The following is a 20,051-nucleotide window of genomic DNA, read 5'->3' as shown; positions in this document are numbered from 1 at the left end:
CCGCGGCCGCGACCACCCGGGATCTGAGCGACCACCGGCTTCTGGGGGCGTGCAGTGGTGGGGGTTGAGTGCTCACGGGTACTCCTTGAGGAGGTCCGGACAGTGGGGGTGGGACCAGATGGAACCGTGCACTGGGCACTCTGCGTGGCTCACCGCAGCGTGTGTTCCGGTGAGAGTAGGAAGGTCTGGACCAATCGTCAATAGGTCCAGACCACGTTGCACCGCCCCGGCGAGACCTCTCCCGCCCCATCCGTCACAGCCGTGAGTAACTCTCCGTCATATGCCCAACTCCTGTGCCAGCACCGCAGCCTGGACCCGGCTGCGCAGTTCCAGCTTTCCGAGCAACCTGCTCACATGGGTTTTCACGGTGGCCTCCGCCATCCGCAGCCGCTCGGCGATCTCCGCGTTCGACAGCCCCTCGCCGAGACAGGAGAGCACCTCGCGCTCGCGCCGGGTCAGCGCGTCCAGGATCGAGGGGTCCGGACCGCCGGGGGCGCGAACCGGCCGGGGTGTGGCGAATTCCGCGATCAGCCGGCGGGTCACCGCGGGCGCGATCAGCCCCTCGCCCCGGGCCACCGTCCGTACCGCCGCCAGCAGAGCCGCGGCTTCCGTGTCCTTGAGCAGAAATCCGGCCGCCCCGGCCCGCAGTGAGCCGAAGACGTACTCGTCCAGGTCGAAGGTGGTCAGCACCAGTACGTCCGCCAGCCCATCGGCGACCACCTGTCGGGTCGCGGACACCCCGTCCAGCTTGGGCATCTGGACATCCATCAGTACGAGGTCGGGGCGCAGTTCACGGGCGAGCCGGACCGCCTCCTCGCCGTCCGCGGCCTCCCCGACCACCTCGATGTCCGGGGCGCTGCGCAGGATCAGCACCAGCCCGGCCCGTACGGCGCTCTGATCCTCCGCGACCAGGATCCGTACGGGCGGCGGCTCCTCGCCGGGCTGCTGGGCTTCCGGGGTCATGCGTCGGGCTCCCTTTCGTCGTGTACCGGCAGTACGGCGCGTACCCGCCAGATCTTCTCCGGACCGCCGCCCGGGCCCGGCTCGGGTCCGGCGTCGATCTCCCCGCCGAGCAGTACCACCCGCTCCCGCATCCCCACCAGACCGGCCCCGGAACCGGGGGCGCGGGGCCCGGTCCGCGCGCCGTACGGACTGGTCACGGTCACCGTCAGCGATTCGCCCGTACGGTGGTCGAGAACGACGAGGACCTCGCCCGGTGCCGCGTGCTTCAGGGCGTTCGTCAGCGACTCCTGGACGATCCGGTACGCCGCCTGTTCGACCGGGGCGGGGAGAGTGATCGCCCCGGGGCCGTCCTCGGCGGGCGCGCCGTCGACGGTGGTGGCGAGGGCGAAACCGAGGCCGCTCGCGGAGCCGTTGGTCCGGGCCTGGGCCAGCAGCGCCTCCAGACCGGCGAGCGACGGCCGGGCGGCGGGCTCCCGGTCGTCGCTGTTGTCCCGGAGCAGTCCGATCAGCCGGCGCATCTCGGCCAGCCCCGCGACACTGTTCTCCCGGATCACCTCCAGAGCGTTCCGGCTGGTCACCGGGTCGTCCAGGGAGAGGGCCGCGGTGGAGTGGATGGCGATCGCGGAGAGGTGGTTGGCGACCATGTCATGGAGTTCGCGGGCCATCCGGGAGCGTTCGGCGGTGATCGCCTGGGTCCGGTCCAGCTCGGCCAGCAGGGCGGTCTGCTCGGCCCGCAGCCGGGCCGCCTCGGCCGCCTGGCGGTGGTTGCGGACGATGGCCCCGGTGGTCGCCGGAGCCATCGTGATCAGCCCGAAGATCACCCCCAGCAGCAGGGACTCGGCCTCCTGGAAGATCGCGATCACTACGCCGGTGACGGCGACCGTCAGTACCCCGGTGACCTTGGGGGCGTGCCGGGCGAAGCGGTCGGGGCCGTAGACCACGGAGCTGTAGACCGCGTCCGTGAAGACGATCACGGTGACCAGCGAGCCGACCGTGAACAGATCCCCGATCAGCGCCAGACAGCTGATCGCCAGGGCGGTCAGGGGGCGGGTCCGGCGGAGCACCGCCTGGCAGCAGATCACCACCAGGGGCACCAGGGCGGCCCACGGCGGCAGCGGGCTGGTCTCCGGCCGCTGCATGAACAGCCCGAGCGACCACAGCAGGATGCCGCCGAGCAGCGACGTCCCGGCGATCAGGATATCGACGCGGTGGGGTCGGGGGAGGCGCACATCCCCATCAAACACGGCGGGCCCACCGGGCGCCTCGGACCGGGGAGCGAACCGGCGCTACATCGAAGGATGCAGTTCGGGGCCGGTGTATCTCGTCTCGCGCGACGACGAATCCGGGCGGACCGGCGGGGAGCCTTGAGGGGTGAGAGGAGAACCGTCGTGATCGTCACCCTGATCGTGATCTGCGAGGTCGGCTTCTGGGTCCTGCTGGCGGCCGGTCTGGGGGCGCGCTATCTGCTGAAGATGCCCCGGCTCGGCATGGCGCTGCTGCTCTGCGAGCCGCTGCTGGAGGTCGTACTGCTGGTCGCCACGGCGATCGATCTGAAGAACGGCGCCGAGGCGAACTGGACTCACGGCCTGGCGGCGCTGTACATCGGTTACACCGTCGGCCACGGCCACCGCACGGTGAAATGGCTCGACCGCATCGCCGCCCATCGCCTCGGCGGTGGACCGCCGCCTCCCAAGGCCCCGTCGTACGGCCGGGCGCGCACCGCGTACGAGGCCCGGCTCTGGCGCGGCACCGTGATCGGCGCGGCCACCGCCAGTGCCCTGCTGCTGCTCGCCATCGCCTATGTGGGTGACAGCGGCCGGGACGACAGCCTGTGGGCGTGGCTGGCCCAGGCGTGGCGGATCGCGGGCATCCACGGCCTGGTGGCGCTCTGGTACCTGATGTGGCCGCCGAAGACGCCCGAGGGCAAGGACGACTGGGGTAACGACCTCACGGCGACGGCTGCGGCGGCGGCGGGCGACGAGGCCGGCGACCGGGCGCCGGAGCGGACCGGGAAGCGGCTCTGATCGGCTGCCCCGGGGGATACTCCGGTCGGGCCGGGGAACACGCGGGTTCCCCGGCCCGACCGGTGCGACCGGGCTCGACCGACTCGACCGGCTCAAGCACCGGTTCGAACAGGGGGTTACCGCTCGCCGCCGGGTACCCACAGCACGTCGCCGCGGTCCTTGTTCGCCGTCCTGGCCAGGATGAACAGCAGATCCGACAGCCGGTTGAGATAGGTCGCGGTCAGCGGGTTCATCGTCTCGCCGTGGACCTCCAGCGCCGCCCAGGTGGAGCGCTCGGCGCGGCGGACGACCGTGCACGCCTGGTGCAGCAGCGCCGCTCCGGGCGTACCGCCGGGGAGGATGAAGCTGCGCAGTTTGTCGAGGTCGGCCAGGAAGCGGTCGCAGTCCTGCTCCAGCCGGTCGACATAGAACTGTTCCACCCGCAGCGGCGGGTACTTCGGGTTCTCGGTGACCGGGGTCGACAGATCGGCGCCGACGTCGAAGAGGTCGTTCTGGATCCGGACGAGCACCTTCACGACCTCCGCCGGGAGCGCCCCGAGCGCGATCGCGGTGCCGAGCGCGGCGTTCGCCTCGTTGGTGTCGGCGTAGGCGGCGATCCGCAAATCGGTCTTGGGCGCCCGGCTCATATCGCCGAGGGCCGTGGTCCCGTCGTCGCCGGTACGGGTGTAGATACGCGTCAGATTCACCATACGGCCAGCGTAATGACGTCCCCGGGGCCCGGATCCCGGGGTCAGCCGGCCGGGCGGCGGATCGCCCGGGTGCCGACCGCCACGGCCGCCGCCGTGAGGGCGAGGGCGACGAGGGAGCCGTAGAGCATCGGGGCGGTGGCGTACGAGCCGGCGTACGCGTCCCTGACCGCGTCCACGAGGTGGCGCAGCGGGATCAGCCGGGACAGGGTGTCCAGCCAGTCGGGTCCGATGGCCGTCGGCAGGATCAGCCCCGACAGCAGCATTACCGGCATGACGGTGGCGTTGACGATCGGGCCGAACGTCTGCGGGACGGGCAGCGCGGACGCCAGGGCGTACGAGAGCGCCGCCAGCGCCGTGGCCAGGACACCGACGAAGACGAAGCCGATCAGTACGCCCGCGAGCGGTGCGCGCAGCCCCATGACCAGCGCCGCGAGTACCAGCAGTACGGACTGGAAGACCATCAGGGCGGCGTCCCGGAGGACCCGGCCGAGCAGCAGGGCCGTACGGCTGACGGGGGTGACCCGCATCCGCTCCAGTACGCCGTGGCCCCGCTCCACGATCAGCCCGAAGCCGGCGAAGGCCGCCCCGAAGAGGGCGAGCTGGAGCAGGAGTCCGGGTACCAGGACCTGCCAGGAGTCGCCCCGGCCGCCGAGCGGGAGTCCGGTGAGGAGCGGGCCGAAGAAGAGCAGATAGAGCAGGGGCATCAGGACCCCGAAGGCCAGATGGATCCCCGAACGCAGGGTCTGGCGGGCATAGCGGCCGAAGATCAGGGCGGTGTCGCGGAGCAGCACGGTCGGGTCGTCTCCTTGATGGGCCGTGGGGCGCGGGGCGGTGGCGGGTCAGACCGAGGTGGGGCCGGTGCCGACGGGTACCGGCGTACGGCCGGTCACGGCGAGGAACGCGTCCTGGAGCGTGGCGCCGTCCGAGCCGGCGTGGGCGCGCTTCAGCTCCTTCGGGGTGCCCTCCGCGGCGATCAGGCCCCGGTCCACGATCACCACCCGGTCCGCGAGCGCGTCGGCCTCGTCCAGATAGTGGGTGGTGAGGACGACCGTGGTACCCAGTTCCCGGCGGAGCCCCCGGACCAGCTCCCAGACGTCCGCCCGGCTGCCGGGGTCGAGCCCGGTCGTCGGCTCGTCGAGGAAGAGCACGGCGGGGCGGTGGGTCAGCCCCAGGGCGATGTCGAGCCGTCGGCGTTCGCCGCCCGAGAGCGCTGCGACGGTACGGCCCAGGAGGGCGTCCAGGCCGAGCAGCCCGGCCAGTTCCGCGGTGCGCACGGCCGCCGCCCGGCGGGAGAGGCGGTAGAGCCGTCCCTGGGTGGTCAGCTCCTCCCGTACCGACAGCTGGGGATCGAGACCGCCGGACTGGGCGATGTAGCCGATCCGGGCCCGGACCGCCGCCGGATCGCGGACCAGGTCGTGTCCGGCGACGGTGGCCGCGCCCCCGGTGGGCGGGAGCAGGGTCGTGAGCATCCGCAGGGTCGTCGTCTTGCCCGCGCCGTTGGGGCCGAGAAGTCCGACGATCTCACCGGCGGCGACCCGGAGGTCGATGCCGCGGACGGCCTCGACCCGTTGGCCCTTGCGGGTGGTGAAGGTCCGGGTCAGCCCGGACGTGCTGATGACTGCCATGACCCCACCGAAGCAGAGTCGATGAAAATTTGCAATGACACCAAAGATGGAACGAGCATGAAGTTGGAGTCTATTGTGAAAATGGATTCAATGCGGTAAAGGTAGAGTGGTGGTATGGACGAGGGACTGAGGGAGCGCAAGAAGCGCCGGACGCGGCAGCACATCTCCGACACCGCCACCGGCCTCTTCCTCGAACGCGGCTTCGACGCCGTCACCATCGCCGAGGTGGCCGAACTGGCCGAAGTGTCGGTCAACACCGTCTACAACTACTTCGCCACCAAGGAGGACCTCTTCCTCGACCGGGGCGACGACTTGGTCGAACAGCTCTCCCGCTGGGTGCGCGGCCGGGATTCGGGGGAGTCCGCCGCCGAGGCCGTACTGCGCGAAGTGAGGGCCGAGGTCGAGGCCGTCTCGCCCCGGTTCGGCCTCGCCGCCGGACAGGAACGCTTTCTGATGGTCGTCCACGACGCGGCGACCCTGCGCGCCGGACTCGCCCGGCTCCAGCAACAGGCCGTCGAGCGACTGGAGGAGACCCTGCGCGAAGAGACCGGCGCCCGGCCCGACGACCTGCTGCCCGCTTTCGTCGCGGGCCAGCTCGACTGGATCCACCGCTCCGTCATGTACGCCGTACGGCACGGTATGACGGCCGGGCGGAGCCCCGAGGTCGTCTCCCGCGACACCCTCGCCGTCCTCGACGAGATCGAGACACTGCTCTCCCCGCGCGTCCTCGGCTACGCCGTCCGGGCGGCCCGCTGAGCGGCTCCCGGGTGTGATGTCGGCCGGACGGAGCGTGACGCGCATCTCTTCGGCGCCACACGGCCGCCCGCGGACGCTAACCTCCGCCGAGAGGCGAAAAAGTGAACGAGTGTTAAGGGGTGTCGCCGTGGCCGGGAAGCTCGCCGTCATCGGGGCCGGACTCATGGGGTCCGGTATCGCGCAGGTCTCCGCGCAGGCGGGCTGGGACGTCGTACTCCGCGATATCACCGACGACGCCCTGACCCGTGGCACCGACGCGATCAGAGCCTCGTACGACAAGTTCGTCGCCAAGGGGAAGCTCGCCGCCGAGGACGCCGATGCGGCGCTCGCCCGGATCACCACCACGACCGAACTCGACGCGGTCGCCGACGCGGATGTCGTCGTCGAGGCCGTCTTCGAGAAGCTCGAGGTCAAGCACGAGATCTTCCGGACCCTCGACAAGATCGTCCGGGCCGACGCCGTGCTCGCCTCCAACACCTCCGCCATCCCGATCACCAAGATCGCGTCGGTCACCGAACACCCGGAACGCGTCGTCGGCGTGCACTTCTTCTCGCCGGTGCCGATGATGCAGCTGGTCGAACTGGTCCGCGGCTACAAGACCGGCGACGAAGCCCTCGCCACCGCGCGCTCCTTCGCCGAGTCCGTCGGCAAGACCTGCATCGTCGTCAACCGCGACGTCGCCGGATTCGTCACCACCCGGCTGATCTCGGCACTGGTCGTCGAGGCCACCAAGCTCTACGAGAACGGTGTCGCCTCCGCCGAGGACATCGACCTCGCCTGCAAGCTCGGCTTCGGCCACGCCATGGGGCCGCTGGCCACCGCCGACCTCACCGGCGTCGACATCCTGATGCACGCCACCGGCAATATCTACACCGAGTCCCAGGACGAGAAGTTCGCCCCGCCGGAGCTGATGCGCCGGATGGTGGACGCGGGTGACATCGGACGCAAGAGCGGGCAGGGCTTCTACACGTACTGACGCGGACCGCCGCGTCCGGTGCGGACGGGCACGCCCCGGCGCGCCCGGACCACCCCGCCGATACCGGACCGGGCCGCCGCCACGGCCCGTACGACCGGGCCGGACGGCCCCGTCGATCACCCTTAGGAGTGATTTCGGTATCGGTTCGCTTACAACCAGCAACTGCGCGGCCCGTTGGGCAGTCAGTTGATGGAGAACCGCAGTGGACTGGACGGGCCGAACGGACCCGTGGGGCCGACGGGACCGGCGACGCGAACGGTCCGCACGGCGACGGACGACAGGAAGACGGCCGCGGCGCGCCGGGACGGCGCCCGCGCCGCGCCGTACGGCTCCCGCTGTACGGCGGTCGAAGCACATCTCGGGGAGAGCTTATGCACATCAGGGGCGACCACACCGAGCTGGTCGTCGGGGGCCGCCTCGACGTCCGCAGCGCGGCGGACGCCCGTACGGTCCTGCACTCGGCCGTCGACGACGGGGACGGGGACCTGGTGCTCGACCTCACCGGCCTCGACTCCTGGGACGCCACAGGGCTCGGGGTCATCATGGGCGCCCACCGCCGCGCCGGGCGCCGCGGCCGGCGGCTCGTCCTGCGCGGGGTCCCCCCGCAGATGCAGCGCCTGCTGGTCGCCACCCGCCTCCACCGCATCCTCGCGATCGAGGGCGGCCTGGCGGCGGAGTCGCTGCCGCGCGTCTGAAGCCGCGTCGCCTTCTCCGGGGCGGGCAGGTGGACGTCCAGGGGACCCCCGGCGCCCCCTGGTCGCCCTTCTCGCCGCCCCGGCGGAGAGGCGGGTGCCTCTTCTCGACGGCAGGGAGCGGGAGGGCGGTTAGGGGCGCGGGGAACCGCGCGAACAGCCACGGACGGCCCGCAGACCGCTGACAGCGCGCGGGCGCCGGGCGCGGCGCGGGTAGTCGATGGTGCTCGGGAGAGCCCCAAGGCGCTGGGGTCCCCCATTGCCGAAGGCATAGCGCGAGCAAGCCACGACCGCGCGCAGGCGGACTCCGGACGGAAGATCTACGGCGAGTTGCCGGGCCCCGGCTCCGGGGGCGGTCGCGTCCGTGGACGACGGTACGCTCCGGGCCGCGGCCCACGACCGCGCGAGGCGTCACCGCGGGGCGCCGCGCCCGGGGCCGACCGTGGGTGAGGAGTGTGTGGGGATTTCTCATGGGATCGTGACGTGACCGACCGCGCGGGACCCCTGGGGTTGGGGGATACGCTGCCAGCGTCTAGGGTTCGGTTCCGCCGCCGCCCCTGCCCGCCGCCGCGCCCGTGGAACGGAGCGCCGCGGCGCTCAACCGCGTGACGACACCTCCGGGGGGCCGGAATCCAATGGAGCCGATGAAGCCGAGGGAGACGATGAAGAGGGCCAGCTCCGGCGAGAGCAGTGGCATGCCGCGTGCCCCGCGCGACCCCGCGGTGGAGGGCTTCGCCCACCCCGCCGCCGGGACCGCGCGGATCGTCCCCGTGCTCGCCGGTGACCATCTGCTCTCCGTCAACCCCGTCGACGGCAGCGAGATCGCGCTCCGCCCGCCCGGTGGCGCGCCCGGCGACCAGGACTGGCCCGAGCCGCCCCGGCGCCGTACCGAGGCCGAACGCGCCGCCCACGACCGGGCCGGTCAGCCGCCCGTGCCCGCCGGGCCCGCCGCCCCGCCCGTCGCCCTCGTCGAACGCGACGAGATCCGCGAACGACTGACGGGGCTGCTGCGCCGGGGCCGTTCCGTACGCCTCAGCGGCCCGCCCGGCTCCGGCCGTACCGCCCTGCTCGACCTCGTCGCCCAGGACTGTGCCGGGCTCGCCCCCGACGGGGTGATCCGGCTCAACGGCGCGGGCCGTACCGCGGCCGACCTGCTGTACGCGCTCTACGCCACCGTGTACCGCACCGACCGCTACCGGCCCGACCGCGCCGAACTCCTCGCCCATGTCGCCGGGATCGGCGCCGTCGTCGTCCTCGACGACCTGGAGACCAGCGACCGCGCCCTGGACGACCTGCTGGACTCCGCGCCCGAGTGCGCGTTCCTGGTCGCCGCCCGGCCCGCCGAGGACCCGCCGGAGGACGACGCCCGCGGCCCCCTCGCCGACCGGGTCGAACTCGAAGGACTCAGCCGCGCCGGGGCGCTCCGGCTGCTCACCGGACTCGTCGGCCGCGAACTGACCGAGGACGAACGGAACTGGGCGGGCGACCTCTGGTTCGAGTCCGAGGGGCTGCCGCTCCGCTTCGTCCAGGCCGGTGCCCTGCTGCGGCAGTACGACGCGCTCCGCGCCGACGCCGGCGCGGGTGCCGCCAACGTCATGGACGACGCCGACGACGCCGACGACGCCGCCGAGGACGTCTCGCCGTTCCAGGCGCCCGCGAGCCGTCCCGTACGGCTCCCGACGCTCGGCCAGGGCGCGGCGCCCGCCGCGCTGCTCGCCTCCCGGCTCAGCGAGTCGGCCCGGGAGACCCTGCGGTTCGCCGTCGCCCTCGGCGGCGAGGTGCCGCACCAGGCGCATCTGCCCGCCCTCATCGGCGACACACACGCCGATACGGCCCTCGGCGAACTCACCGGCTGCGGACTGCTGTCGCCCGCCGGATCCCGCTACCGCCTCGCGCCCGGCGCGCTCGACCAGCTCAAGGAGAAGGGGTACGGGGCCGACGGCGCCGACCCCGTCGAGGCGGGCGCCCGCGCCCACACCGCCGCCGGGCACTACGCCTGGTGGACCGCGCACCCCTCGGTCACCGCCGAACGTGTCGCCGTCGAGGCCGACGCCGTACTCGCCACCCTGTCGGCGCTGCTGACGGACCGGGTACCCGGACACATCAGCACGGCCGTACGGCTCGCCCGCGCCGCCGCCCCCGTCTTCGCCGCCGGACTCCACTGGACGGCCTGGGAGAGCGCGCTGCGGATGGGCTCGGAAGCGGCCCGAATAGCGGGGGAGGTCGCCGAGGAGGCGTACTTCCACCACGAACTCGGGGTACTCGCCCTCTGCACCGAACGCCTCGGCCGGGCCCGGGCCGAACTGGAGGCGTCCATCGCCCTGCGCGGCGCGCTCGCCGACAAGAACGGCACCGTCGCGGGCCGCCGCGCCCTCGCCCTGGTCACCGACCGGGAGACCCGTGGCGCAGGGCCCGCCGCGCTCGCCGCCGCGCCGGAGCACCGGGCCATCGGTCCCGGCGGCCCGGCCCGGCCCCAGCTCGTCCCGGTACCCGTACCGGTGGCGGTGCCGCCGCCCGCCGCCCCGGTGGCCGACGAGCCGCCCGCGCCACTGGAGGCATGGCCGCAGGTACGGTCCGACGACCATCCGCCGCTCGCCGTGTCGTCCCGGCCGCCGCTGTCGATCGGCGGCGGGGCGGCCATCTCCGAACCGCTGACCGTGCCCCAGCCGGTGATCGGCGCGGCACGGACACCCGGATTCGGCGACGAGCGGCCGGGGAAGCCCCGCGGACGGCGGCCGGGGCGCCGCCTCGGAGTGCTGCTCGGCGCCCGGCGCAACCTGGTCGCGGCGGGCGCGGGCGCGGTGATCGTGGCCGCCCTCGGCACCTTCCTCACCATCGCCCCCGTCTCCGACGAGAAGGCGCCCACGACCCGGGTGGGGACCGGCGAGTCCGCCACCGAGGACGGGACGCGTGAGGAACCGCCGCGGACGACGGACGCCGAAACGGACGACACTCCCGGCACCGTGGACCCGACCCGGTCCGCGTCGCGGGTGCCGACGGCGCCGTCGGCCTCCCGGGAGGCCCCGGAGTCCCCGCGGCCCACCCGGTCCACGGCCCCGCAGCAACCCGGGCCGAGCCGGTCTGCGCCGTCCCGGCCGTCGCGGCCGGGATCGTCCGCGCCGACGAGCCGGCCGCCGTCGTCGTCGGCGCCCGCTTCGTCGAAGCCGCCGTCGTCCGCGCCGCCCGCGTCGTCCAAGCCGCCGACCGCGTCCCAGTCGCCGCCGCAGGCGGAGTCCGCGCCGATCGCCTCCGGCACGTCCGAATCCTCCGACCCACCCCCGGCCCCCGCGCCGGAGCCGGGGAGCGGCAACTCGCCGTAGTTCTCCTGCCCGGAGCCCGACCGCGCGCCGCCGTGGGTTGCTCGCGCAGTTCCGCGCTCTGTGCCTCTGGCAGTGAGGGGACCCCAGCCTCTCGGCTCTCCGGGTCGCCGCCGACTATCCGGGCCGCGCCCGGCGCCCGCGCGTTGTCAGCGGCCTGCGGGCCGTCCGTGGCTGTTCGCGCGGTTCCCCGCGCCCCTAAATACTCTCCCGCGCCCTGCCCTTGAGAAGAGGCACCCGCCTCTTGCTGGGGCGGTGAGAAGGGCAACCCAGGTGGCGCTGGGGGTCCCCCCACGCCGCCAGGCGTAGGGGGCGGAACTGCGCGACAAGCCACCGACCGGCGCGCGGTCGCCCGACAACGTCCGCCCGGCTGGGCGGGGGCGTGGTTCTCACCCGGAGGGCCGAGGCGATGGGGTCCCCGCATCGCCGAATACGCAAGGGGCGGAACTGCGCGACCAGCCGGCCACGGTCCGCAGGCCGCGAACCAGACCGGGCTGCTGGGCGCGGCCCGGGTAGTTCGGGGCGGCGCGCCGGAGGGGCACTCACCCACCACCGGGCGGCGCCCCGAAGCGCACCGCGGCGCGCAGACGCGACCGCCCCCGGGGATCAGAAGAGGCGGAGCTTGTCGTCCTCGATGCCGCGCAGTGCGTCGTAGTCCAGGACCACGCAGCCGATGCCGCGGTCCGTCGCCAGGACGCGGGCCTGCGGTTTGATTTCCTGGGCCGCGAACACGCCGCGGACCGGCGACAGACGCGGGTCGCGGTTCAGCAGCTCCAGATAGCGGGTCAGCTGCTCGACGCCGTCGATCTCGCCGCGCCGCTTGATCTCGACCGCGACCGTGGCGCCGCCGCCGTCCCGGCAGAGGATGTCGACCGGGCCGATCGCCGTCGGGTACTCGCGGCGGATCAGGCTGTAGCCCTCGCCCAGTGTCTCGATCCGGTCGGCGAGGAGTTCCTGGAGGTGGGCCTCGACACCGTCCTTGATCAGACCGGGGTCGACTCCCAGCTCGTGGGAGGAGTCATGGAGAACCTCCTCCATGGTGATGATCAGCTTTTCGCCCGCCTTGTTGACGACCGTCCAGACGGTGCCGTCGCCCTCCTTGAGGGTGCAGGGCGGGGACATCCAGTTCAGCGGTTTGTACGCCCGGTCGTCTGCGTGGACGGAGACGCTGCCGTCGGCCTTCACGAGGATCAGACGGGGAGCGGAAGGGAGGTGGGCGGTGAGCCTGCCCACGTAGTCCACGGAGCAGCGAGCGATGACAAGGCGCATGGTCGGCAACGCTACTCGACGCACGCGGCGGCGCGCGATTCCCCCTGCGCTCCTCCGTCCGCAGCCGCTACTGAGCTTGGCTGAGGGCCTTCGGGTCGTCCCACTTGTCCCCGTTCGTTTCTGGCTGGTTGTATGCCCAATCTTCTGGTGCGGGCGGGACGGCGCACTTACCGTGGATGCGGGAGGTCGTCGGTCGTGCACTCTGCGTCGTCATGCGCCATGCCCATGTCGGCGTGTTCGGGTGCCGTTCGATGCCTTCTTCCCTGCCCGTAAGGCCCCCTGGGGATGGGGGGTCGCGAGAGGAGAACCCATGTCGCTCGACGTCTCACCGGCTCTGTTGGAACAGGCCGAGCGAGGCGAGGTCGACGAAGCCGCCTTCGTCGACTGCGTCCGGACCTCCCTGCCCTTCGCATGGGAGATGATCAGTTCCCTGGTGGCCCAGCTGAAGGTCGACGGCGGTGAGTTCGCCGACAACCAGACGCCTCCGCCGAACGAGCAGGCACGTGGCCAACTGCTGCGCGCGCTGGCGAGTGACGCCATTCGCGGTGCGCTGCAGCGGCACTTCGGAGTACGTCTCGCGTTCCAGAACTGCCACCGCGTCGCGGTGTTCCCGCTGGACCCGTCGGTGGACGAGCGGCTCGCCCGCTTCACCTCGCCCCGGGGACAGCTGCTCAACCAGTCGCCGGAGCTACGCGACTGCTGAGACCTGTGCGCGGTGACGGAGCGGCCTCGCATCGCGGGAGATGCGGGGCGTCCGGCCGTGCGGAGAGGGCGGCTCCGTAGGCCCCCCGCCGGGACGTTCCCGGGCGGGGGGCTCGGTCGCGCCCGGTGCTCAGACCAGCAGCGGCAGTACCTCACCGGCCAGGCCGCGCAGTGTCGCCTCGGTGGCGGCCGGGTCGCCGGAGCCCTCGGCGAGCAGGGCGAACCGGGTGATGCCGGTACGCTCCGCCGTGGCCGCGAGCCGGTCGGCCGCGAGCCGGGGCGGGCCCACCGGGTGGAGCGAGCACAACAGCTCGGTGTACGCCACCGGATCGCGCATCGCCCGCGTCCTGTCGTCGACCGTCCGATGAGCGCCGAGCCCCTGGCGCAGCCACCCCGGCATCGCCTTCAGCAGCCGCTCACGGGCGTCCCCCGCCCGGTCGTCGAGCTGGACCACCCCGGCCGAGACATGTCCGGCGGCGGCCACGTCGTCGGGGGAGTGGCCGGCGGCCAGGGCGTGCCGCCGCCACAGGGCGACCATCTCCGCCTTCTCCTCGTCGCCGCAGTGCATCCCCAGCAGCATCGGCAGTCCCCGCTCCCCGGCGGTCCGCACCCCGCCGGGGGACGTACACGCGACCACGACCTCCGGGTGCGGGGCCGGGCCGCCGGGCCGGGCGGGGGCCTCCAGCGGGACCGGGCTCTCCAACAGGTCCGCCGGGCGCGGTACGACGTCGACCGCGCGGAACCGGTAGCGCTCGCCGTCCGCGCCGACCGAGGGCTCCCGGAGCCAGCGCAGCAGCAGATCGAGCGACTCGGGGAAGCCCGACTCGTACGCCCCGATCCCCGAGCCGAAGACCTCCAGATCGATCCAGGGCCCGCCCCGGCCCACTCCGAGGGAGAACCGCCCGCCGCTGGTGATGTGGAGCAGCGCCGCCTGCTCGCCGAGCGCCACCGGATGGGCGTTCGGCAGCACACTCACCGCCGTCCCGACGCCGATCCGGCGGGTCCGGCCCAGCAGCAGCGCCGCCAGGGTGACCGCCGACGGGCAGACGCCGTACGGCACGAAATGGTGCTCCGCCAGCCAGACGGAGTCGAGCCCGGTCTCCTCGGTGACCTCGGCCGTCCGCACCGCCCGGTGCAGAGCCTCCCCCCGTCCCTGGCCCGGGAACTGGGCGGCCAGGACGAACGTACCCACGCGCATGCCTTCTGCCTCCTCGCGGCCGACCCGGCGCTCCCCCTGCCCGCACTAACGTCTGACACGTGCCAAAGGCACGGGCGATGGCGAGATTTATCGGATAGTCCGCCAACCCGTCCTTGTGGCGGCCCGATCCGTCACCCTCCCGGGTGCGGCTACCCGGCGCGTCGGCCCGTAGGCTGGACCGTGCGGGAAACCACCAGGAACTCCCTGGAAACCCTAGGAACCCCCTGGAAAACTCAGGAACCCGCCGGAAAACTCAGGAAACGCCCCTACTCGCCCCGTGAGGTGCCGCGTGTCCCCCCGCCGCAACCGCCCCAAGGGCGGCGACAAGTCCCCAGCGACGGCCGGTGATCCCGGCGACCGGTACGGCGGCTTCGGCAGTACCGAGTCATGGCAGGGAGAGGAGTGGTCGGTCCGCCATGTGGCCGGGGCGTCGGCCGAGGGCAAGCGGTACCGCTGTCCCGGGTGCGACCAGGAGATCCCGTCCTCCGTACCGCATGTGGTGGCCTGGCCGGAGCACGGCGGGGTGGACGACCGGCGGCACTGGCACAAGGCGTGCTGGAACGCGAAGGACCGCCGCACCAGCCGGGTACGGCGGTCCCGCAACACACCCCGCTACTGACCACCGCGGGCGTACGGCGGCTGTAGGGCTGATCAGACGTCGCGGGACTCCAGAGCCGCGTACGCGCCGCCCAGGGCCGCGCCCGCCAGTACCGCGATGATCACCAGGGCCGCCGGGCCGCTCGGACCGCCCGACATCATCTCGCCCTCGTAGACCACCCCGAGCTGGCTCGGGATCGAGTACTGGACCAGCCATTCGCTGAGCCGCCGCATCCCGCCGGAGCCGGCCATGAAGAGCGCCATCACCAGCGGCAGCAGCACGAACCCCAGCATGATGGTGATCGCGCCCGCGGAGTGCCGGATCAGCGACCCCACGGCCAGCGACAGCAGTCCGAGCAGGGCCAGATAGAGGCTGGCGCCCAGGGTGGCCCGGAGCCACTGGCCGCCGCTCGGCTCCCCGCCGGCGATGCCGACCTGGACGACGCCGAGCAGCAGGGTGGTCACCGTGCTGACGGAGAAGACCAGGACGAAGTAGACGACGGCCTTGGCGGTGAGTATCCGGGCCCGGGACGGACAGGCCGTCATCGTGGTCCGGATCAGTCCGGTGCCGTACTCGGAGGTGATCGTCAGCACCCCGAGGGTGATCACACAGAGGCTGGCGAGGACGGCGCCGAAGAAGCCGAGGGCCAGGATGTCGTCGCGGACGAAATCGGTGCCCTCGGTGGTCTCGCGGGCGATCCACGCGGTCAGGGTGCCGACCCCGAAGTGCAGACCGACCATCGCCCCGAGCGTCCACATGGTGGACCGCAGCGAGCGGATCTTGGTCCACTCGGAGGTGATCGCGTCGGCGAGCCGGGCCGGTCGGACCGGGATCGGCGAGGTGTACCCGGCGGAGGCGCCCGGCTGCGGGTGGGGCGTGGTCATCGGGCGTCCTCGGGCGTGGTCGGCGGGGCGGGCGGCAGGGGAGCCGGGCCCCCGGGGGCGACGGGCGGTGCGACCGGGGCCGCGTACGGATTCTCCTCCGGCCGCGGCGGGGCGTACCAGCCGCCCACCGGCATCTCGGGCATCTCCGGCGCCGCCCCGAACGGCGGCTGCTCCCGCAGTCCGGACTTGTCGTCCTGGCTGGAGCGGAAGTCCACGGACCCCTGGGTCATCCGCATATACGCCTCTTCCAGGGATGCCTGATGCGGCGACAGCTCCCAGAGCCGGACGTCGGCCTCGTGCGCCAGATCGCTGATCCGGGGCAGCGGCAGCCCCATCACCCGCAGCGCGCCGTCCGGCTCGGGCATGACCCGGGCCCCGGCCTCGGCGAGCACCCCGGAGAGCTTCTCGCGCCGCTCGGGCTCGTCCTGCGGCGTACGGACCCGGGCATAGCCCGCCGAGTTGGCCGCGATGAAGTCCCGGACGCTCATATCGGCGAGCAGCCGGCCCCGGCCGATGACGATGAGATGGTCGGCGGTGAGGGCCATCTCGCTCATCAGATGGGAGGAGACGAAGACGGTACGGCCCTCGGCGGCCAGGGCCTTCATCAGATTGCGGACCCAGAGGATGCCCTCGGGGTCGAGTCCGTTCACCGGCTCGTCGAAGAGCAGGACCCGGGGGTCGCCCAGCAGGGCCGCCGCGATGCCCAGCCGCTGGCCCATCCCGAGGGAGAAGCCCTTGGAGCGGCGCCGGGCCACGTCCTGGAGGCCGACGACGCCGAGTACCTCGTCCACCCGGCGGGCCGGGATCCCGGCCAGCTGGGCCAGGGACAGCAGGTGGTTGCGGGCGGTCCGCCCGCCGTGCACGGCCTTGGCGTCGAGCAGCGCGCCGACCTCGCGGGGCGCGTTCACCGCCGCGCGGTACGGCCGGCCGCCGACCGTGACCGTGCCGGAGGTCGGATTGTCCAGGCCGAGGATCATCCGCATGGTGGTGGACTTCCCGGCGCCGTTGGGCCCGAGGAATCCGGTTACGGCGCCTGGCCTGACCTGGAAGGTGAGGTTCTCCACCGCCGTCGTGGTGCCGTAGCGTTTTGTCAGGCCGACTGCCTCGATCATGCTCCTGCCCCATCGGCGTCAGAGGTTCCGGGCCGTCGGCTTCGTCGCCGCGTGCCCCCCGTAAGGCTTACGAGGATATCTGCCGACCGGCGGTTCCCCCGCAGGAGTGACGTGTACTTCATTGCCCGTGTACACCCTGTTCGGATGGTTTTGCCCCGGAGCGCGCGACCAACTCGCGCGCCCCTGCGGAGCGTCATCTTCCGGACACTTTCCGTCGCCCCCGGCGGTGGTCCGCCGAGAGTGCCGGGGGCGCCCCGGGGGTGCCTGTTCGGGATCTTCTCAGGCGTCCCGCTTCTTGATCACCAGATAGGCGCCGATCAGGGCCGCGATGATCCACAGCACCATGATCCCGAGCCCTTCCCAGGGGCCGTACGGCGCCTTGTCGCTGCCCATCGCGCCCGGTACCACCTGCATGATCTTGGAGCCCGCCTGGTCCGGGAAGTAGCGCGCGACGTCCTTCGCCTTCGGGACGGCGGTCAGGATCTGCGAGACCAGGAAGAAGAACGGCATCAGAATGCCCAGCGACAGCATCGAACTGCGCAGCATCGCCGCCACGGCCATCGAGAAGAGGGAGATCAGCCCCATGTAGAGCCCGGCGCCGAAGACCGCGCGCAGTACGTTCTCGTCGCCCAGGGCCGTCCGGTGCTCGCCGAGCAGGGCCTGCCCGATGAAGAAGGTGACGAAGCTGGTGACCAGCCCGACCGCCAGCGCCAGGGCGGTGGCCACCGCGATCTTGCCGAAGAGGAACGTGCCCCGCTGGGGTACGGCGGCCAGGGACGTCCGGATCATGCCGGAGCTGTACTCGGTGCCCACGACCAGGACGCCGAAGACCACCATCGCCAGCTGACCCAGCACGATCCCGGAGAACCCGGCCAGGACCGGGTCGAAGGTCAGCCGCTGGGCATCGGGCATGTCGTCGAAGGTGGCGTTGTAGACGGCGCAGAGCGCGGCGCTGATCGCCACCGTGGCGACGAAGGCCGAGGCGAGCGTCCAGACCGTGGACGACACCGTCCGGATCTTGGTCCACTCCGACTGGAGGACCGCGGGTACCGAGGCCATCGCGTCAGGCTCCCTTGCCGCGGCCGTCGCCGCCCTCGTCGCTCCCGCCGGGACGCGCGGACCACCCGGCGCCCCATCCCGGCCGTCCCGGGTCCCCGGCCTGCCCTTCCGGCCGCTGCCGCGACCGGTCCGGTCCGGGGCCCGCTCCGGCCCCGGCCGGGGTGCCGTGGGCGTGGTACTCCACCGCACTCGCCGTCATCTGCATAAACGCTTCCTCGAGCGATGCCCGCTGCTGGCTCAGCTCGTGCAGCGCCACCCCGTGCGCGGCGGCCAGCTCACCCAGCGCCTCGGTGGTCGCACCGTCGACCTCCAGCGTTCCGGCCGACTCCAGCACCCGGTGACCGGCGCCGTGCAGGACGTCCCGCAGCCGCTCCGGCTCCGGCGAGCGGAGCCGTACGTAACTCCGCGAGTTCTGCCGGATGAACTCCGCCATCGAGGTGTCGGCGAGCAGTTTCCCCTGCCCGATGACGATCAAATGATCGGCGGTCAGGGCCATTTCACTCATCAGATGCGAGGAGACGAAGATCGTCCGGCCCTCGGCCGCCAGCCCCTTCATCAGATTGCGGATCCAGTGAATGCCCTCGGGGTCGAGTCCGTTCACCGGCTCGTCGAACATCAGGATCTCGGGATCGCCGAGCAGCGCCGAGGCGATACCGAGCCGCTGCCCCATCCCGAGAGAAAATCCTTTCGATTTCTTTCGGGCCACCGAGGTCAGACCGACCACATCCAGCACCTCGGCGACCCGGGACTCCGGGATCCGGTTCGACTGGGCGAGACAGAGCAGATTGTTGTACGCGCTCCGCCCGCCGTGCATCGCCTTGGCGTCCAGCAGCGCCCCGATGTACTTCAGCGGCTCCGCCAGATCGCGGTAGTGGCGGCCGTCGATCCGGACCGAACCCGCGGTCGGGATGTCGAGGTCCAGCATCATCCGCATGGTCGTCGACTTGCCCGCCCCGTTCGGCCCCAGAAAACCGGTGATCATGCCCGGCCGGACCCGGAACGAGAGCCGGTCGACGGCGACCTTCGCCCCGAAGCGCTTGGTGAGACCCTCCAGCTCGATCATGCAGACACGCTAAAGGCGCGCGAAGCCCCCCGCCACTCGGGTGGCGGGGGGCTTGACACTCATTTGACCGGACGATCCGTCACGGCGGGGCCGCTCTGACGGGAGGGGCCGGCGGGACGGCCGGGTCAGCGGGACTGCTGCGCCGGAACGCCCCGGGAGATCGGCTCGTCGTCGGCGGGCGCGCCCGCCGCGGCCACCGCGGCACCCGTCAGCGTCGCCAGCATCTCGCGGACGTTGGTCAGCTGGGCGTTGATCGAGTCGCGGCGGTTGGTGAGCGCCGCCAGCTCGCGCTCCGATTCGCTGCGGATCCGGTCGGCCTTGGCATTGGCGTCCGCCACGATGTCCTCGGCCTGGCGCTGCGCGGTCTCCACCGTCTGACGGGCCCGGCGCTCGGCGTCCGTACGGAGCTTCTCCGCCTCCAGACGCAGCTGCTCCGCCCGGTGCTCGATCTCCGCCAGCCGCTTCTCCGCCTTCGCCTGACGCGACGCCAGGTCACGCTCGGACTGCTCGCGGCGCTTGGCCAGGTTCGTCTCGAAGTCGGCGGCGGCCTGGGCGGCCTTGGCGCGGGTCTCCTCGAAGAGCGCGTCCGCCTCCTCCCGCTTGGACTGCGCGTCCTTCTGCGCGTCCGAACGGAGCTGGCTGGCGTCGCCCTTCGCCTTCTCGACGATCCGGACGCCCTCGTCCTCCGCCTTCGCCTTGCGGTCGACGGCGAACGCCTCCGCGTCATTGCGGACCTGCTGGGCGGCGGACTCGGCCAGCTCCCGGTGCTGCTCGGCGGCGCGGCGCGCCTCCTCGCGCAGGTCCTTCGCCTCCTCCTCGGCGAGACGGAGGATCTTCTCGACGCGCGCGCCCAGTCCGGCGTACGACGGCTCGGCGTCGCTGACCTGCGCCTGGGCGTTCTGCGTCTCGAGGTGCAGTTCCTCGATGCGCTTTTCCAAAGACGTGATCCGGGTCAGGGCGCTATCACGATCGGCGACGAGCTTGGTAATGCGGTCGTCCACCTGACCGCGGTCGTAACCACGCCGCACGAGCTCGAAGCCGAAGGGGGAGGAAGTGTCGCTCATGGGGTTCCTGTCGAAAGAGACCGGTGAGGTGATAGGGGGAATCCTAGGGGCCGAAGCGGT

At 72.3% G+C, this 20,051-nt stretch carries 20 protein-coding genes; 7 read left to right on the top strand and 13 right to left on the bottom strand.

The features are described 5' to 3' along the window. Positions 1 to 276 precede the first annotated feature (276 nt). Together ABZ714_RS25375 and ABZ714_RS25370 are read right to left on the bottom strand one after the other, a co-directional pair. Positions 277 to 963 (bottom strand): response regulator transcription factor, encoded by a 687-nt coding sequence (locus tag ABZ714_RS25375; RefSeq protein ID WP_358827628.1) that lies wholly within the window; start codon positions 961 to 963, stop codon positions 277 to 279. Next, the gene (locus ABZ714_RS25370; protein WP_358827627.1) at positions 960 to 2,192 is read right to left on the bottom strand and encodes a histidine kinase; all 1,233 of its coding nucleotides are present in this window, start codon (positions 2,190 to 2,192) and stop codon (positions 960 to 962) included. Before ABZ714_RS25370 ends, ABZ714_RS25375 begins: the two co-directional genes overlap by 4 nt. A 159-nt stretch (positions 2,193 to 2,351) precedes the next feature. On the opposite strand from ABZ714_RS25370, the gene ABZ714_RS25365 reads away from it, so the two are divergent. Further along, on the top strand, positions 2,352 to 2,987 hold the full coding sequence (locus tag ABZ714_RS25365; protein ID WP_358827626.1) for a hypothetical protein: 636 nt from the start codon (positions 2,352 to 2,354) through the stop codon (positions 2,985 to 2,987). 116 nt (positions 2,988 to 3,103) lie between these two features. On the opposite strand, the gene ABZ714_RS25360 is transcribed toward ABZ714_RS25365, so the two are convergent. From ABZ714_RS25360 to ABZ714_RS25350, 3 genes are read right to left on the bottom strand one after another with little or no spacing between them, the layout of a single operon-like run. Next, positions 3,104 to 3,676, bottom strand: a complete 573-nt coding sequence (locus tag ABZ714_RS25360; RefSeq protein ID WP_358827625.1) for a cob(I)yrinic acid a,c-diamide adenosyltransferase — start codon at positions 3,674 to 3,676, stop codon at positions 3,104 to 3,106. Between the two features lie 41 nt (positions 3,677 to 3,717). After that, a complete protein-coding gene (locus ABZ714_RS25355) occupies positions 3,718 to 4,467 on the bottom strand; it encodes an ABC transporter permease (RefSeq protein ID WP_358827624.1) in 750 nt (249 codons plus the stop codon). A 48-nt stretch (positions 4,468 to 4,515) separates the two neighbouring features. Beyond that, positions 4,516 to 5,301, bottom strand: a complete 786-nt coding sequence (locus ABZ714_RS25350; RefSeq protein ID WP_358827623.1) for an ATP-binding cassette domain-containing protein — start codon at positions 5,299 to 5,301, stop codon at positions 4,516 to 4,518. A gap of 114 nt (positions 5,302 to 5,415) precedes the next feature. Between ABZ714_RS25350 and ABZ714_RS25345 the strand changes: the two genes are divergently transcribed. The 3 genes from ABZ714_RS25345 to ABZ714_RS25335 all read left to right on the top strand — a co-directional run bounded on the left by ABZ714_RS25345 (position 5,416) and on the right by ABZ714_RS25335 (position 7,728). Beyond that, the gene (locus ABZ714_RS25345; protein WP_358827622.1) at positions 5,416 to 6,057 is read left to right on the top strand and encodes a TetR/AcrR family transcriptional regulator; all 642 of its coding nucleotides are present in this window, start codon (positions 5,416 to 5,418) and stop codon (positions 6,055 to 6,057) included. A 127-nt stretch (positions 6,058 to 6,184) separates the two neighbouring features. After that, on the top strand, positions 6,185 to 7,033 hold the full coding sequence (locus tag ABZ714_RS25340) for a 3-hydroxyacyl-CoA dehydrogenase family protein (RefSeq protein ID WP_358827656.1): 849 nt from the start codon (positions 6,185 to 6,187) through the stop codon (positions 7,031 to 7,033). A gap of 371 nt (positions 7,034 to 7,404) precedes the next feature. Next, positions 7,405 to 7,728, top strand: a complete 324-nt coding sequence (locus tag ABZ714_RS25335; protein WP_358827621.1) for an anti-sigma factor antagonist — start codon at positions 7,405 to 7,407, stop codon at positions 7,726 to 7,728. A 529-nt stretch (positions 7,729 to 8,257) separates the two neighbouring features. Here the strand turns inward: ABZ714_RS25335 and ABZ714_RS25330 are convergent. Further along, the gene (locus tag ABZ714_RS25330; RefSeq protein WP_358827620.1) at positions 8,258 to 8,422 is read right to left on the bottom strand and encodes a hypothetical protein; all 165 of its coding nucleotides are present in this window, start codon (positions 8,420 to 8,422) and stop codon (positions 8,258 to 8,260) included. Here ABZ714_RS25330 and ABZ714_RS25325 point away from each other — a divergent pair. Beyond that, positions 8,421 to 11,045, top strand: a complete 2,625-nt coding sequence (locus ABZ714_RS25325) for an ATP-binding protein (protein ID WP_358827619.1) — start codon at positions 8,421 to 8,423, stop codon at positions 11,043 to 11,045. The genes ABZ714_RS25330 and ABZ714_RS25325 overlap by 2 nt on opposite strands. A 603-nt stretch (positions 11,046 to 11,648) precedes the next feature. Here the strand turns inward: ABZ714_RS25325 and nucS are convergent. Next, positions 11,649 to 12,311, bottom strand: a complete 663-nt coding sequence (nucS, locus tag ABZ714_RS25320; protein WP_358827618.1) for an endonuclease NucS — start codon at positions 12,309 to 12,311, stop codon at positions 11,649 to 11,651. A 310-nt stretch (positions 12,312 to 12,621) separates the two neighbouring features. On the opposite strand from nucS, the gene ABZ714_RS25315 reads away from it, so the two are divergent. Continuing rightward, positions 12,622 to 13,014 carry an SCO5389 family protein gene (locus ABZ714_RS25315; RefSeq protein ID WP_358827617.1) on the top strand — a complete coding sequence of 131 codons (393 nt, stop codon included), beginning with the start codon at positions 12,622 to 12,624 and terminating at the stop codon, positions 13,012 to 13,014. 129 nt (positions 13,015 to 13,143) lie between these two features. Here the strand turns inward: ABZ714_RS25315 and ABZ714_RS25310 are convergent, their stop codons facing one another. Next, positions 13,144 to 14,211 (bottom strand): LLM class flavin-dependent oxidoreductase, encoded by a 1,068-nt coding sequence (locus ABZ714_RS25310; protein ID WP_358827616.1) that lies wholly within the window; start codon positions 14,209 to 14,211, stop codon positions 13,144 to 13,146. 289 nt (positions 14,212 to 14,500) lie between these two features. Between ABZ714_RS25310 and ABZ714_RS25305 the strand changes: the two genes are divergently transcribed. Continuing rightward, on the top strand, positions 14,501 to 14,830 hold the full coding sequence (locus ABZ714_RS25305; protein ID WP_358827615.1) for an ATP/GTP-binding protein: 330 nt from the start codon (positions 14,501 to 14,503) through the stop codon (positions 14,828 to 14,830). Positions 14,831 to 14,862: 32 nt separating this feature from the next. Here ABZ714_RS25305 and ABZ714_RS25300 read toward each other — a convergent pair whose 3' ends face one another. From ABZ714_RS25300 to ABZ714_RS25280, 5 genes are all read right to left on the bottom strand, one after another. Then, positions 14,863 to 15,693 carry an ABC transporter permease subunit gene (locus tag ABZ714_RS25300; protein WP_358827614.1) on the bottom strand — a complete coding sequence of 277 codons (831 nt, stop codon included), beginning with the start codon at positions 15,691 to 15,693 and terminating at the stop codon, positions 14,863 to 14,865. After that, positions 15,690 to 16,805 carry an ABC transporter ATP-binding protein gene (locus tag ABZ714_RS25295; RefSeq protein ID WP_358827613.1) on the bottom strand — a complete coding sequence of 372 codons (1,116 nt, stop codon included), beginning with the start codon at positions 16,803 to 16,805 and terminating at the stop codon, positions 15,690 to 15,692. Before ABZ714_RS25295 ends, ABZ714_RS25300 begins: the two co-directional genes overlap by 4 nt. Before the next feature lie 279 nt (positions 16,806 to 17,084). After that, positions 17,085 to 17,864: an ABC transporter permease gene (locus ABZ714_RS25290; protein WP_358827612.1), complete on the bottom strand. Its 780-nt coding sequence runs from the start codon at positions 17,862 to 17,864 to the stop codon at positions 17,085 to 17,087. 4 nt (positions 17,865 to 17,868) lie between these two features. Next, on the bottom strand, positions 17,869 to 18,927 hold the full coding sequence (locus tag ABZ714_RS25285; RefSeq protein ID WP_358827611.1) for an ATP-binding cassette domain-containing protein: 1,059 nt from the start codon (positions 18,925 to 18,927) through the stop codon (positions 17,869 to 17,871). Positions 18,928 to 19,052: 125 nt separating this feature from the next. Then, the gene (locus ABZ714_RS25280; protein WP_358827610.1) at positions 19,053 to 19,991 is read right to left on the bottom strand and encodes a cellulose-binding protein; all 939 of its coding nucleotides are present in this window, start codon (positions 19,989 to 19,991) and stop codon (positions 19,053 to 19,055) included. Between the last annotated feature and the right edge of the window lie 60 nt (positions 19,992 to 20,051).

Source organism: Streptomyces sp. NPDC006798 (assembly GCF_040635975.1).
Taxonomy (GTDB): Bacteria; Actinomycetota; Actinomycetes; order Streptomycetales; family Streptomycetaceae; genus Streptomyces.
Note: the sequence above shows the minus strand (reverse complement) of the source record. Positions and strands in the feature narration are given on the sequence as shown.